Source organism: Paraburkholderia terrae (assembly GCF_002902925.1).
GTDB lineage: Bacteria > Pseudomonadota > Gammaproteobacteria > Burkholderiales > Burkholderiaceae > Paraburkholderia > Paraburkholderia terrae.
The window spans coordinates 1063445-1077611 of record NZ_CP026112.1; the positions used below are offsets into that span (position 1 = coordinate 1063445).

A 14167-nucleotide genomic window follows, 5' to 3' on the forward strand; every position below is an offset into this window, starting at 1 on the left:
TCCATGATGAACCGTCATCTGTGCTCAATGCGCATCCAGATACCTGACAATCGTCGGGAACACATCGAGCGCTGCGCGCTTGCCAAACACGCAATCGATATGTCCATATCCGTCGATCACATGTCGTTCGTAGTTCTCCGGCCCGAACTTTTCTACTAGAAGATCGTAGGTCATCTCTGTGCTGGTCGGCAGATAGCAGAGATTCTCCGAGCCGTGAATGAACGCGATGGGTAGCTTCATGCCTGCGATGTTCGGCATATACACGTCGTCCCCATTCGCATCGACCACGTGCCCCGCGCGTACCATCGCCGCAAGCTGATTGAACAACTCGACATCGTGAATGCCGAATAGCTCCTGCAGGTTCGCGTGCAGTTGTTCATCGAGTTGCTCGTGCTCGTAGAGCAGGCCATACAGGAACGTCGCGCGATGGCACACGGCGCTGTTGCACGTTTCGTCTTGCTCGACAGGGAAGAACTTCAGCGCTTGATCGAGCAGGTTGTGCGGCCATTTCTCGTCCTGTGTATAAGCGGTCATATCCTTGATGCCCAGATGCTGAAGAATCTGCGGCGTGTGCAGTCCGGCCTTGACCCGCTGCAACAGTCCCGGCACGGGATGCGCCGACACCTGCGACATCACCGCGGACCGCACGCCCTTGAGTCCCGACATCAGCGACATGCTCAAGGCCAGCCCGCCCAGACAATGCCCGATGACCTGAATCCCGTCGACGCCCGTCAGCTCGCGCACCTTCGCGACCGCGGCGGGAATGTCGTAGCGTGCAATTTCATCGGCGGTGGTGCGTTCGGTCGCGCTCGGCAGTTCGATGCTCACTCGCAGATCGACGAGCCAGACATCGTAATGCGCGGCGCACAGGAACTCTACGAGGTTCGTGCCGATCAGGTCCGTCGAAAAGATGCGGCTCGATACGCCTGAGCCGTGAATCAGCAGCAGCGGTCCCTTGTTGCCGCCGTGATAGCGGGCGAGCCGCAGTGTCTTGCCGTCCTCGGTATTGAAGTAGGTGATCTGCGGCGCGGGCGCGCGCAACGCGCGGCGCACGCGCGGCGGCGCGTCGGGATCGAAATATTGCAAGGGTGCCGCGACGCCGCCGTATTCCGTGTACAGCACGCCCGCAAAGAAGCGGCCGAACTTCAGCGTATACGCAAGGCGCGTTTCGATATCGGGTGTATTCGTGACTTCGATCGTGCGCTGCTGCTTGAGGAAATTCTCGGGCGTGATGATGAGCGTCGCGTGACCGATGACGAGCGCGTCGTCGGCATCGGACTCGCGGATCTTCGCGTAGAGCGTGTTCGTCTGCGTCCACAGTTCCGTCAGCGACGTGTGCGTGATGATCTTCTGACCGGTCAGATAGAAATGCTTGCCGTCGACGGTGTCGAGCGTCATCCGGTAGTTCATGTTGCGCCGTTCGACGTTCGCTTCGTCGACGACGAACAGGTTGAAGATGCCGTCGTTGACGGTCATCGGCTGCGGCGACAAGGCGGTACACGTCAGCGTGCCGATCATATGCGCCTGATGCTGCGGGTTCGCGAGCATGTCGTCGAGATCGTCGGAGACGACGGTCACGGTGAAGCTGATGGGCGTGCCTTCCGCTGGATCGTCCCGTTGGCCCGCCGGCTTCGCATCGCCAACAAAATACGAGCCGATCATCGTCTCGGTGAAGCGCAGGCCGATTTTCAGCGCGGGCGGCGGGGCGATGTTGCCCGCCGCGTTGTAGTCGATGTTCCAGCCGCGCGACTGCGCAAGCTGCGCGCAATTGCGCTCGGCCAGCGCCGAGATCGTCAGCAACGGGTTCACGCCGAGCGAGAGCGGCATCACCGCGCCGTCCATCACGTAGAGCCCTTCGTGGACCGCGTTGCCGTCCGTGCCGGAAAACACGCGGCCCGCCTGATCGACGACGCCGTGCGCGGCATCCTCCGCCATCCCGCAGCCACCCAAGGGATGCACGGTGACGGTGCGGTTCTGGAACAGATCGGCGGAAATCGGGTTGCGCACATACGTGCCGCCTAGCGCGCCCGTCGCTTCGATCAGCGTCTTTTCGACGGTTTCGTAGATCGGCTGCTTGCCCGCGTTCGGCCAGCTCACGCGCGGGCGGCCGCCTTCGACGGTGATCTGGCCGCTTTCGTCGTCGTGCGCCATCACGAGGAAGGTCTGCGTGTTGCGCATCGCGCCGTGATACGGGCCGCGCAGAACGCTCTCGGCGATGCGCGCTTCGTCCGCGAGCGGCGGGTCGCCTGCCGGGTCCGGCATTTCGACGCCTTCGACAGGCGCCGCGACGCCGAGCACGCCCATCAGGCCGAGGGCGATCGGCGCCGCGACCGATCCTTCCTCGATCACGAAGCCGTCCTTCACGTCGGCCGTGTTGCGATGGTCGATGATGCCCGTGATACAAGGGCCGACAGGTGGAATGACGCCCTCCGGATGCGTGCCCCAGCCGACGCCGTTGATCACCTTGTCGGTGTTGAACGCGAACGCGAGCACGTCGCCGTTGCCCGTGAAGTGCTGGCCAAGCTGCTTCGACACAGGCAAGCCGGCATCCTGCGAGCGCAGCAGGATCGCCGTCGAGCCGAGCGTGCCCGCCGACAGGATCACGATGTCGGCCGTCACGAACAGTTCGGGCGCGTCGTACAGCTCGCGCTTCAGATCGGCGGGCTGATAGCGTACGCACCAGACGCCGCGTGCGTCGTCGCGCACCACCGAATGCACGGCCGCGCCCGTGAAAATCTGCGCGCCATGCGCTGCGGCGTCGGGCAGATAGTTCATGTGCGTCGAGTTCTTCGCGCCGTGATTGCAGCCCGAATTGCAGTCGCCACAGCCGATGCAGTGCTGCTGGTCGAAGCCCGCCGCGTTCTTGCCGTCCTTGAACGTCACCGTGATGGGCGGGCGGTAGAAGCGGTCGCTCATGCCGAGCCGTTTCGCCGACAGCTCAAGCGCATCGAGTTTCGGCAGGTTGGGGTAGTTGTCGGGGACGGGCGTTGCGCCGAGCATCGTTTTGGCGCGCTCGTAGCAAATGTCGAGATTCGCCTGGTCTGCGCGCAAGGCGGCGGGCCAGCGCGGATCGTCCCACAGGCGCGCGTCGGGCTTGAGCGCGACGTTCGCGTTGATCAGCGACGTGCCGCCCAGTCCACAGCCGACCACCACGTTCACATCGGGATTCACATGTACTTCGAGCAGCGCGAGCGGCGAGCCGATCTGCGCGACGCCCGTGTTGTACTGCATTTGCGCGACACCTTCGAGCGCCGTGGCGGGAAAGTCGCCCGCCATGAACTCGCGGCCGCGTTCGAGCAGACATACGCTGCGTTTCGCACGGGCCATGCGGCTCGCGGCAATCGCGCCGCCATAGCCGGAACCCACGACCACGACCTCGTAGTGGTCCTTCATCGCCGAAAGGGCGCTGGACAAGCGGTTCATTCGACCACCTCTTTATATTGGATGTGTGCCGGGCGGGGGAAACCTGGCGATATAGACGGCTGGCTGGCGCTCGCAGCCTCTTTATCCTGGACGTCGCGCAGCGAAATGCAAAGGGAAAACGCGCGTTTAGCCGCGTGATTCAAAAAATGCTGTGATTGCAGGCGTGGAGTGCTTTCGTGCGGACGGGTGCCATCAGGCAGCGGTCGCGCGAACTGCACGCGGGATAAAGCGTAGAGACGGGCTCGTTCTGATTTGCGACGCGTAATAAGCGAGCCGGATTGTCAAATTCGAATCGAAGGCGGCGATTGTTAAACGTTAAGTGCGTTAAGGTTCGAGCGGCGCACCCGGCTGCTCACGCCGCCGCTTCGATCATCTCGTCATCAGGCGTGGTGGCGGCTTCCGTCGCTTCCGCTGCGAGCAGGTTGAACACGACGAGGATCGCTTCGCGGTTTTCAGCGTGAATTTCAATGCCGAGCTCGTCGCGCAGCCATTGGCCGATCTTCGTGTTGGAAAACTGCGCGGCGTCGTCCGTCTTCTTCATCGTGACACCGAGCTTGACGGCACGATAGTGATAGGAGGGCACCCGATGCTGCGCGGCCACCGCCGACAGACCGCCTTTCGCTTCCGAGCACCAGCCGAGGCTGCCTGCGAGCACGATGCGCTCGGGCGAATCGAGCGACGCGATGAACTCGCGCGCGGCCTGGCGCACGCCGCGCTCGCTCAGGCCGTATTGCAGCAGCACGCTTTCGACGGGATCTTCGAGCGCCTGCGCGCGCAGATCGATCTCCTGCATCATGCCTTCGTTTTCCATCGACACATTGCGCTGGTGGCTCGCGCTCCTCAGGCAGTCGATCAGATAGCGGCGGAAGTAAGCGCAGATCGCGTAGCTGTTGGACGGAGCGCTTTCCGGCGTCGCCTTCGATTCGACATGGTTAGGCGCAAGACGCAGCACCTTCGTATAGATGAACTGATGCACGAGCTCTTCCTTGTCTTCGCCGAGCGCGTGCAATTCGAGCGGGTGGTAGGTGCGCAACGCGCGCTTCACGAGGTCGTACATCGACATCATTTCGTCGTCCGTGAGCTGCGCGCGGCGGCGCCACAGGTCGGGAAGAACGGCTTCGTCGAGAGTGCGTGCGAAAACCTGGCTCGGAACTGCGCCCATGAAGGCCTCCATCGGTAAGGGGCAAGGAGCGCGGTGGCAGCGGGGGATGCCGCCAGTAGAGCCTCGACAAACAGGCATGAAACAGGTCGTGAAGCTGAACCTTCAGAGGCTGTTGGCCGCGCTTGAATGTTGAATCGTTGAACCCAGTATGCTTTTTGCACGCGGCGCCGCCTATATGGATTAAGTGATAGCTGAAGGGTAAACCGCCGGTAAGACGGGTAAACTATCTTTAGACTGTACCGGGTGCTCTTTATAGGACGCGTGAGGCCCAGGTTTTATTCCCAATCTGGTGCAATCGGCGGCGGTTTGACAGAAAACGAAACGACCAGCGAATCTCGTACAACACGGGAGCGATCCAAAAGTACTCGTTCCCGCCGACCGAAAATCAATTGAATGGACGGGAGCGACGCGCCCAGGCGCCAGTTCCTGCCGACAAGGAGACCGCACGATGCGGGCCGATCCCATCCAGCGCGCGATCGACGAAGACCTCGTGCGCGTGCTGTACGCGCAGGACCCGATTGCTTTCTTCACGCACTGGTTCTCGATTGCGGTGCTGGTGGCGATCTACTGGAATAACATCCCGCATCCGCATCTTTTCGCGGCCTGCTTCATCTTCTATGGCTTCGCCAATTGCGCCAGCCTCGCGCTGTGGATGTGCAACCGGCGCTGGCCCGAGTCCGTCTCGCCGCGCACGTGGATCAACCTGCACGCGGCGCGCGGCGCGCTGCTCTACAGCGCGCCTGGCCTCGCGATCTGGTTCGCGTTCCAGAGCCCGCACACGGATCTCCCCATCCTGCACACGGTGTTGCTCGTCACGCTGGCGGCGGGCGTGTTCATGTCGAACGGTTTCGACGGCGCCAACTTCGTGACGGCGATCCCGTTCCTGCTGCTGCCCGCGATCGTGCTGCACTTCGGCACGCACACGTTCGACCGCACGATCCTCGCGATCGTCCTCGCGTTCTTCTTCTGCGCGATCAACGTCTACGCGCTCAGCTACCGCAAGCTGTTCCAGCGCGTCGTGCAGGCGCGCGTCGACCAGCAGGCGCTCGCCGAATCGCTCGCCGCGCAAAAGCTCGTCGCCGAGGAAGCGAGCCTAGCGAAGACGCGCTTCTTCGCCGCCGCGAGTCACGATCTGCGCCAGCCGCTGCATGCGATCGGGTTGCTCGCGGCGTCGCTGAACGACACGTCGGCGACGCCCGTGCAGCACGCGAAGACGGCCAATAACATCGCCAACAATGTCGAGGCGCTGAACCAGCTGTTCAACCAGGTGCTCGATCTGGCGCGGCTCGAAAGCGGCGTCACGCAGGTCATCAGGTTGCATTTCCGGCTGTCCGAACTGTTCGATCGCGTCGGCAACCAGTATTGGCCGCAGGCAGCGGCCAAAGGGCTCGCGCTGCGGATCGCGCCGACGGACGCCGTAATCCACGACGACCCGGTGCTGCTGGAGCGGATTCTGAGCAACCTGCTGTCGAACGCGGTGCGCTATACGGAAAGCGGCGCGATCTGGATGGGCTTCCGGCGCGCGGGGCGGAGCGAGGGCGGTTATATCGAAGTGCGCGACTCGGGCATCGGTATTCCGCGGGCCGAGCAAGGGCGCATCTTCGAAGAGTTCTATCAGGTCGCCAATCCGCAGCGCGACGCTCGGCAAGGGCATGGACTCGGGCTGCCGACCGTCAAGCGGCTCGTCGAGATGCTGGGCGGGCAACTGCAATTGCGCTCGGCGCCGGGGCGCGGCTCGGTGTTCCGGTTCCCGGTGCAGGCGGGCGATCCGGCGCGGATCGTCGCCGGGCTGAACGATTCCGTCGCGAGCGGAGGGGCGGCGCTTGGGCGCCACGTGCTGTGCATCGACGACGAGCCGGCCATCCTCGAAGGCATACAGAGCCTGCTCGGCCGCTGGGGCTGCATCGTGCGCGGCGTGCCTGACGAGCGTCTCGCGCTGCTGGCCATCGACGAAGGCTTCATGCCCGATGCCGTGCTCTGCGACTATCAGCTGGCGAACCACCGGACGGGCGCGCAGGCGCTCGGCGCCGTGCGCGACGCGCTCCGAAGGCGTGGCCGCGAACGCGTGGTGACGCTGCTGATCACGGGCGATATGGCGTCGGTCGAACTGGAGGCGCTGGCGATGCAAGGCATCCCCGTGTTGCACAAGCCCGTGACGCCCGCGCGGCTGCGCCGCACGCTGGAGATGCTGTGGCAGCAGCCGGGCGCGGTGGCAGACAAGCCGGGTGACCCCGCGGAACCCGTAACGTCGGAGCAACCTTTGACGACGCGCAGCTGATCCTCCCCGGCAGCGACGCGCCACGCCTTTCGGTCCGGCTCCCCGTCACAGAGCCAAAGGCTCGCGTCATAACGCGAGCCGCATCGCGACCATCGACGATCTTTTCCTAATAGCAGCGGCGCCGTATAGCGCCGTTGCGCGTCCGTTTATCGCCTGCGCCACCTCGTCCCGTCCTGTTCGTCAGCCTTTTTGAGAAGTGTCTGATCGACCGAAGCCATGCCTGGCTGCTGAAATAAGCCGTTTCGCGATAACAGCGGCTCCCCAAGCCGCCGCGAACGATTCCGGCAACCTTCGCGTCCGGCCCATCGGCCCGGCGCGGTCTTTCGATTCAATGAGGTGTAGAAGTGAACGGACATCCATCCGACAAGCTCGTCGCAGGCGTGCTGGCGGGCGCGCTGCTGACGGCTGTTTTCGTGGTCGGCATGTTGTATCTCGGCATTCCCGCCGAGCACCACGCGAACATGGCAATGCGCCTGGGCGCACCCGTCGCGCTGTCGTGCGCGTTGCTGTTTCCCATGCCGCTGCTGCATCGCACGGTCATGCGTGAGCGCCGCAGCGAGTTCCTCCTCGACGAGGACCTCAACGCGATGCTGCTCGGCCGCGCGATCGGCGTGATCGGCGGCGTTGCGCTGGGCGTCACGCTGGCGACGGAAATGCTCTGACGGGCATGTATCAAGTGCGGCTTCAAAGGCCGCGTTCTGCCGAAGGCGACGTTCTGTCGCCTTCTTTTTTATCCCCATTCAAAGCGTCTTTCCCGCTTCGAGCCAGCCGTTGATCACGGCAATGGCGGTCGCGCGGTTGTGCACGCCGAGCGCGCGGAAGATCACCGAAAGATGGACCTTGATCGTGCCTTCGGCGACGCCGAGATCGCGCGCGATCATCTTGTTGGTCCAGCCGCGGTGCACGAGCCGCATGATTTCCTGCTGACGCGGCGACAGGTTCTCCAGCAGATGCTGCTGATGCGGCTGCAACGCCTCGATGCGAACGGGCGCCGCTTCTGGCGGCGCGGCCGTCGTCTGCCCGGCGATGGCTGTTGCGCCTGCTGTCATAGCGGCTTCCGCCGTGGCAGTCGCGGTCGCCGTGTCCGCGCTGCGCGAGCCGAGCAGGCTGAGCGCTTCCATCGGCACATAGGCGCCGCCCGACAGCACCAGCTCGATCGCCTTGAGCATCACGCTGGCCGGCTGGCGCTTCGGCACGAAACCGAGCGCGCCCGCTGCGAGCACGGCGCGCATCTCATCCGGCGATTCTTCCGCCGACAGCACGACCACGGGCAGCGCCGGATTGGCTTTCAGCAGGGCGTGCAATGAAGAGGCGCCCGTCATGCCGGGCATGTGAAGGTCGACGATGGCGAGATCGTGGTTGGCGTCGGGCCTTGCGGCGGCGGCCAGCGTTTCCCAGGTGTCGGCTTCGTCGAATACAGCGTCGGGATCGAGTCCGCGTAGCAGACCCTTGACGCCCTGGCGGATCAGTTCATGATCGTCGGCTACAAGAAACTTCATGATGTCTCCGCTGTGGACCAGAGTTGGCGCTTTAGCGCCTTCCTCTCGTCCCATGCAGGCGCTCGGCCCTGCCGGTGTTGTGCCATGTTGTCGGTCGGGACGAGGGCGGAGCGCGCGCTCCCCGTTGCGCGCGTTCCGTCCGCAAGGCCGCGACGCACCCCGGACGTGTACGCCCGCTGCGCATCGCAACCCGCTGCACTCCCTGCGGCCCGACCAGCGGTGGGCCGTCCATGCAGCAACAGCTTGTTTTGCTTCCCAAGCCGCGATCATATGCCGGATCGCCGGATGGGTCATGCTTGTCGCCCGGTTGCGCCGGCCTTGCGGGCAGTGTGCGTCCGCGCTTCATTGTTCGCGTCGGCCGTCTGGAATGCAACGGCGTCGGCGTGGTTTTATCAGATGCTCTGGTCTCGCTCGCGCAGCCGCTGCGGCCTCGCCGGAAAGTCCGGCGCGGTCATCGCGGTTTGGGCGCGTGTGGTTTTCCCTGGTTGGTACGGCACTGCATCGGAGGCCACGAGGATGGTGCTCTCGCGGCCTGCTACGTAGACGAGCTTCGCGGAAGGATTTTGAAGGCAAGCGGGCGGCCTCGACGGGCCGCCCGGCAGGTTATGCGCGGCGGATGCGCGCAAGAGCGTTTGGCCGTCGTGAGCCGCTCAGGTAATCGCAAACAGCGTCGCGTTCATCAGCGCCTTGAACGCATAGCCGACGATCATCGCGCTGCCCACGCCGCCGCACCACAGCGCGACGAACCAGAGCCAGCCGGGCAGCCGTACCTGGCGCGAGCGGGAGCGGGCGGGTTTAGTGGTAATGGGCGTCGCCATGGCGCACCTTGCCGCGGAAAACCCAGTAGCCCATCGTCGTGTAGCCGATGATGATGGGGATGATGATGGCCGCGCCGACCAGCGTGAACATCTGGCTCGAACGGGGAGCGGCCGCTTCCCAGAGCGTGAGGCTCGACGGAATTGCGTACGGCCACAGGCTCACGAGCAACCCGACGTAGCCAAGCAGCACGAGCCCGAGCGCCATCATGAACGGCGTGTTGTGATGCCGGTCGCGCACCGCGCGGCGCATGAAGAACGTGCAGATCGCGACGAGGAACGGCACGGGCAGCAGGCGCCAGAAGATGCCGGCGTCGAACCAGCGCTGCGCGATCTCGGGTTCTTGCAGCGGCGTCCACAGACTGACGACGACGATGAAGCCGAGCAGCACGATCGTCAGCGGCCACACGACGCGATGCAGCCGCCGCTGCAGATCGCCTTCCGTCTTCGCGACGAGCCAGCAGCAGCCGAGCAGCGCATAGGTGACGACGAGGCCGAGACCCGTCAGCAGCGAGAACGGCGTGAGCCAGCCGAATGCGTCGCCCGCGAAGCTGCCGTCGACAACGGGAATGCCCTGCAAAAACGCGCCGAGCGCGATGCCCTGAAAGAATGCCGCACCCGTCGAGCCGCCGATGAACGCCAGATCCCAAAGATGCTTCGTGCGATTCGCCTTCGCGCGAATTTCGAACGACACGCCGCGGAAAATCAGGCAAACAAGCATGAAGACGAGCGGCAGATAGAGCGCGGAAAGCACCGTCGAATAAACGATGGGAAACGCCGCGAACAGGCCTGCGCCGCCGAGCACGAGCCATGTCTCGTTGCCGTCCCAGACGGGCGCGACGGTGTTCATCATCAGGTCGCGTTCCTGTTCGTCGGGGAAGAACGGAAACACGATGCCGATGCCCAGATCGAAACCGTCCAGCACGACGTATATGAATAGGCCCAGTGCGATGATCGCGGCCCAGACTATGGTTACATCCATTTTTCTCTCGCGGGTATCGTAGGTTGGATCAGGCGTCGATCATCCGGTCGACGGCAGATAGCGGGCGGCGCCCGGGCGCGTTGGGGATGCCATCCGGTGTGTGGCCGGGCAACGCGGGGCCCGAGCGCATCAGCTTGAACATGTAGTAGATGCCCGTGCCGAACACGAGGAAGTAGATGACGACGAACGCCATCAACGAAATGCCGACCTGTTGCGCCGAGAGCGGCGACACGGCTTCGACGGTACGCTTGACGCCATACACGACCCACGGCTGACGGCCGACTTCCGTCGTCACCCAGCCGGCGAGCAGCGACAGAAAGCCCGTCGGTCCCATCGCGATTGCGATGCGGTGGAACCACTTCGCGTCGTACAGCTTGCCGCGCCGGCGCAGCGCCCATGCGGCGATTGCGAAGCCGATCATCGCGACGCCGAGGCCCGCCATCACGCGGAAGCTCCAGAACACGACGGTCGAATTCGGGCGGTCCTCTTTCGGAAAGCTCTTCAGCCCGCGGATTTCACCGTCCCAGCTATGCGTGAGGATCAGGCTGCCGAGATGCGGAATCGACACGGCGTACTTCGTGGTTTCCGCCTGCATGTCGGGGATACCGAACAGGTTCAGCGCAGTGCCGCCTTTCTCCGTGTCCCACAGACCTTCGATCGCCGCGATCTTCGCGGGCTGGTGTTCGCGCGTGTTCAGTCCGTGCGCGTCGCCGACGAAGGCCTGGACGGGCGCGAGGACCAGCAGCATCCATAGCGCCATCGAGAACATCTTTTTGACCGCGTTGTCGCGCCGTCCCTTGAGCAGATGCCATGCACCGACGGCCGCGACGACGAGCGCCGTGACGATGAACGCGGCGATCGCCATGTGCGCGAGGCGGTAGGGGAACGACGGATTGAAGATGATCTTGAACCAGTCGACGGGGACGACGTGGTTATCGACGATATCGAAGCCTTGCGGCGTTTGCATCCAGCTGTTGGACGCGAGAATCCAGAACGTCGAGATCAGCGTGCCGATCGCGACCATCAGCGTTGCGCCGAAGTGGGCGCGCGGGCTGACGCGTTGCCAGCCGAACAGCATGATGCCGAGAAAGCCTGCTTCGAGGAAGAACGCGGTCATGACTTCGTACATCAGCAGCGGGCCGGTGACGGGGCCGGCGAACGACGAGAAGCCCGACCAGTTCGTGCCGAACTCGTAGCTCATGACGACGCCCGAGACGACGCCCATGCCGAAGGCCACGGCGAAGATCTTCGACCAGAACAGACAAAGATCTTTGTAGTAGGCCTTACCGGTTTTGAGCCAGCGCCATTCGAGGACGGCGATGAAACTGGCGAGCCCGATGCTGAGCGCGGGAAAGATGATGTGAAACGAGACCGTGAACGCGAATTGCATGCGCGCCAGGTCGAAGGCGGAGATTGCGGTGGTCATGTGTCCGAATCCGGGTTCGTGCAGATGACCGCAAGCGTAGGGGAATGTTTGTTGTTTTGCTGCGGCGCTTTGTGTGGCGATTTGGCGCAGATCTGCGCTTCTGCGGGCGCGCTTTTTTGCTGTAAATGGTTGATCTGGATCAGGATTTTGGTTTGCTGGTTTGTGGGGCAGTCGCGTGCGTTTGCGCGTGAAGTGCGGCAATCGACCGCGTCGCAGCACAGGGTTTGTCGATGTCGCGCGACGCCGTTGTGCGGTGGGATGTCGCAGTGGGTTTGGTTTTTTGTCTGCGACGCTGGGGGGCCGCTTTGCTTTGGGGTGGCAGCCGCTTTTTGCCTTTCGTGGTTCGGGCGTTGCCGTTTGGTGTTTTGGTTTTTGCGCTGGCATTCGCGAGGCGGTGTTTGCTGTGCAAGCGGTTTGTTTTTTTGCTCTTGCGCTGGCATCCGCGTTACGGTGTTTGCCATTCAAGCGTCGCCCCTGTGCGGGGCGGCACCTACTTTTCTTTGCCGCCGCAAAGAAAAGTAGGCAAAAGAAAGCGGCTCACACCGCCAGTGCTAGTTTTTGCCTGAGGGCCCCCAAAGGTTCTTACGCTTCAAACGGCAGCCTTTCTGTTTGCGTGCGTTGCCAACGCTTTGAATGTGCGCCTCACCCGCTTCGAATACCCATACTCGGGCAAGCGGCAGCGAATGGTATGTGCCGCCCAGGTGGCAAACTGTGTGTAGGTTGTCGCGGGGTATAGGCTGGCGCTCTTACAGGGTGGGGCGCATGCGCTATCGGTCCGAAGTGAGGCGCGCGAGGTACTACGGCCTACACACAGTTTGCCACCTGGGCGGCTGTGGACTATCTGGCATGGCGTGGTACGACGCGGACATATGAAGCGGGTGAGGCGCAGTGCAAGAGCGTTGGCAACGAACATGGGTCACGTGATTGCCGTGTGAAGCGAAAGACCCTGTGGAGGCCCTCAGGCAAGAAGAAATGTTGGCGGTGTTAGCCGCTTTCTTTTGCCTACTTTTCTTTGCGGCGGCAAAGAAAAGTAGGTGCCGCCCCGCACAGGGGCGACGCTTGAAGCACGCTAACGAATCGCGGATGCCAGCGCAAACGCTAGAACAACCAAACCGGCCGCGCCACGAAGGCAAATCGCGGATGCCAGAGCAAAAACCAAAACACCGAAACGGCAACGCCTGAAGCACGAAAGGCAAAAAGCAGCTGCCAGCGCAAAGCAAACCGAACCACCCAGCGTCGCAGACAAAAAAATCACCTGAACCACGCGATAAGCTGAAGCACCGTCCCGACCCCCGCAATAACCGTACACACCGCCGCCAGCCAAACCCCAGCGGTTTCCTCGATCTGATCAGCAATCGACGACGAACGACCACGCACGGCTTCACCGATGAACTTCGCGTCCTTGCTCTTCATAGATCGAATGCCTGTGTCGTTGGTAACTTGTGTTACTTCGGCACCGATCTGGAAAACTTTAGACGTCTCGAACCCGCGCGAACCCAGCAAAACAGGAACTGACGATCCGGGCATCGTGATATTGGACCTTTGTTAAACGATGCCACATTGACGACGCCCGAAAACCGCGCAGACCTTGGCTAGGCATCGCTCCAGAGCTTCCCACCTGTCGCCCAGTTCTCCCGCTTGACATCGATGAGAACAATATCAACCGAATTCGGCTCGACATTCAGCGACTCGCATGTCGCCTTAGTAATCGCCTCAACGAACTGGCGTTTCTGCTCAACGGTGCGACCTTCGAAAAGCTCGATATGAAATGTAGGCATGTCTCGTATTCCTTAGAAAAAAATTCAACCCTTATACGACGCATCGATGCGATCAAGCTTGCGCAACAACGCGGGCCATTCAATGGCTCCTTCCACGGCGCCCCCATCGAAAAGCTGTTCAGCCGTGCGCTCAGCCACGGCCTCCGATGGCAACACCAGCGCGCCACCGCCCGCCTGCGCCTGCAATTGAATCTCACAAGCCTTGATGAGCGTCGCCATCAGCACATACGCTTCCGCAACCGTGCGGCCCGTCGTCAGCGTACCGTGATTGCGTAATAGCATCGCCGGCTTGTCGGCGAGATCCGCAACGAGGCGCTCGCCCTCCGCCGGCGTGAACGCAAGGCCCTCGTAATCGTGATACGCAAGGTACCCATGAAAGCGCAGCGCATGCTGCGAGCCCGGCAAGAGCCCATCCTTTTGCAGCGACACGGCAATACCCGCCGTATTGTGCAGATGCATCACGCAAAACGCGTCGGCGCGCGCCGCATGAACAGCCGCGTGCAACGCGAAGCCGGTCGCGTTCACCGGGTGCTCGCTCGCCCCGACGATGTTGCCCGCGATATCGATCTTCACCAGATTCGACGCGCACACTTCATCGAACGAGAGGCCGAACGGATTGATCAGAAAATGACCGGGCTCGTCGGGCACGCTCGCGGAAATATGCGTGTAGACGAGATCGTCCCAGCCGTTGAGCGCCGCAAGCCGGTACGCGGCCGCGAGATCGACGCGCGTGCGCTGCTCCGCCTCCGACGTGAGCTTCGACTGCGCAATGCGGCCCGCAGGCGTATGAGCGAACGACGACAT

General features: G+C 62.9%; 12 protein-coding genes. 2 read left to right on the plus strand and 10 right to left on the minus strand.

The annotated features are described in order from the left end of the window. Positions 1-24 precede the first annotated feature (24 nt). A complete protein-coding gene (locus C2L65_RS21010) occupies positions 25-3423 on the minus strand; it encodes an alpha/beta fold hydrolase (protein ID WP_042314736.1) in 3399 nt (1132 codons plus the stop codon). A gap of 352 nt (positions 3424-3775) precedes the next feature. After that, positions 3776-4585 carry a hypothetical protein gene (locus C2L65_RS21015; protein ID WP_042314743.1) on the minus strand — a complete coding sequence of 270 codons (810 nt, stop codon included), beginning with the start codon at positions 4583-4585 and terminating at the stop codon, positions 3776-3778. Positions 4586-5033: 448 nt separating this feature from the next. Here C2L65_RS21015 and C2L65_RS21020 point away from each other — a divergent pair, with 448 nt between their 5' ends. Together C2L65_RS21020 and C2L65_RS21025 are read left to right on the plus strand one after the other, a co-directional pair. Continuing rightward, positions 5034-6863 (plus strand): ATP-binding response regulator, encoded by a 1830-nt coding sequence (locus C2L65_RS21020; RefSeq protein ID WP_042314737.1) that lies wholly within the window; start codon positions 5034-5036, stop codon positions 6861-6863. Between the two features lie 344 nt (positions 6864-7207). Next, the gene (locus C2L65_RS21025) at positions 7208-7525 is read left to right on the plus strand and encodes a hypothetical protein (protein ID WP_042314738.1); all 318 of its coding nucleotides are present in this window, start codon (positions 7208-7210) and stop codon (positions 7523-7525) included. A 78-nt stretch (positions 7526-7603) separates the two neighbouring features. Here C2L65_RS21025 and C2L65_RS21030 read toward each other — a convergent pair whose 3' ends face one another. The 8 genes from C2L65_RS21030 to C2L65_RS21050 form a co-directional block, all read right to left on the minus strand. Beyond that, the gene (locus tag C2L65_RS21030) at positions 7604-8362 is read right to left on the minus strand and encodes a response regulator transcription factor (protein ID WP_042314739.1); all 759 of its coding nucleotides are present in this window, start codon (positions 8360-8362) and stop codon (positions 7604-7606) included. A 650-nt stretch (positions 8363-9012) separates the two neighbouring features. Next, positions 9013-9180, minus strand: coding sequence for a hypothetical protein (locus C2L65_RS46180; protein ID WP_167450349.1), 168 nt, complete (start codon positions 9178-9180; stop codon positions 9013-9015). Beyond that, positions 9158-10159, minus strand: a complete 1002-nt coding sequence (gene cydB, locus C2L65_RS21035) for a cytochrome d ubiquinol oxidase subunit II (RefSeq protein ID WP_042314740.1) — start codon at positions 10157-10159, stop codon at positions 9158-9160. Before cydB ends, C2L65_RS46180 begins: the two co-directional genes overlap by 23 nt. 28 nt (positions 10160-10187) lie before the next feature. Then, entirely contained in the window at positions 10188-11585 is a 1398-nt protein-coding gene (locus C2L65_RS21040) for a cytochrome ubiquinol oxidase subunit I (RefSeq protein WP_042314741.1), read from the minus strand. Then, complete coding sequence (locus tag C2L65_RS45570) at positions 11582-12046, minus strand: hypothetical protein (protein ID WP_156132395.1); 465 nt, start codon at positions 12044-12046, stop codon at positions 11582-11584. The genes C2L65_RS21040 and C2L65_RS45570 overlap by 4 nt, the downstream gene beginning before the upstream one ends. A gap of 790 nt (positions 12047-12836) precedes the next feature. Next, on the minus strand, positions 12837-12998 hold the full coding sequence (locus C2L65_RS45575; protein ID WP_156132396.1) for a hypothetical protein: 162 nt from the start codon (positions 12996-12998) through the stop codon (positions 12837-12839). A gap of 179 nt (positions 12999-13177) precedes the next feature. After that, positions 13178-13363: a 4-oxalocrotonate tautomerase gene (locus C2L65_RS21045; RefSeq protein ID WP_042314744.1), complete on the minus strand. Its 186-nt coding sequence runs from the start codon at positions 13361-13363 to the stop codon at positions 13178-13180. A 24-nt stretch (positions 13364-13387) separates the two neighbouring features. Next, entirely contained in the window at positions 13388-14167 is a 780-nt protein-coding gene (locus C2L65_RS21050; RefSeq protein ID WP_042314745.1) for a class II aldolase/adducin family protein, read from the minus strand.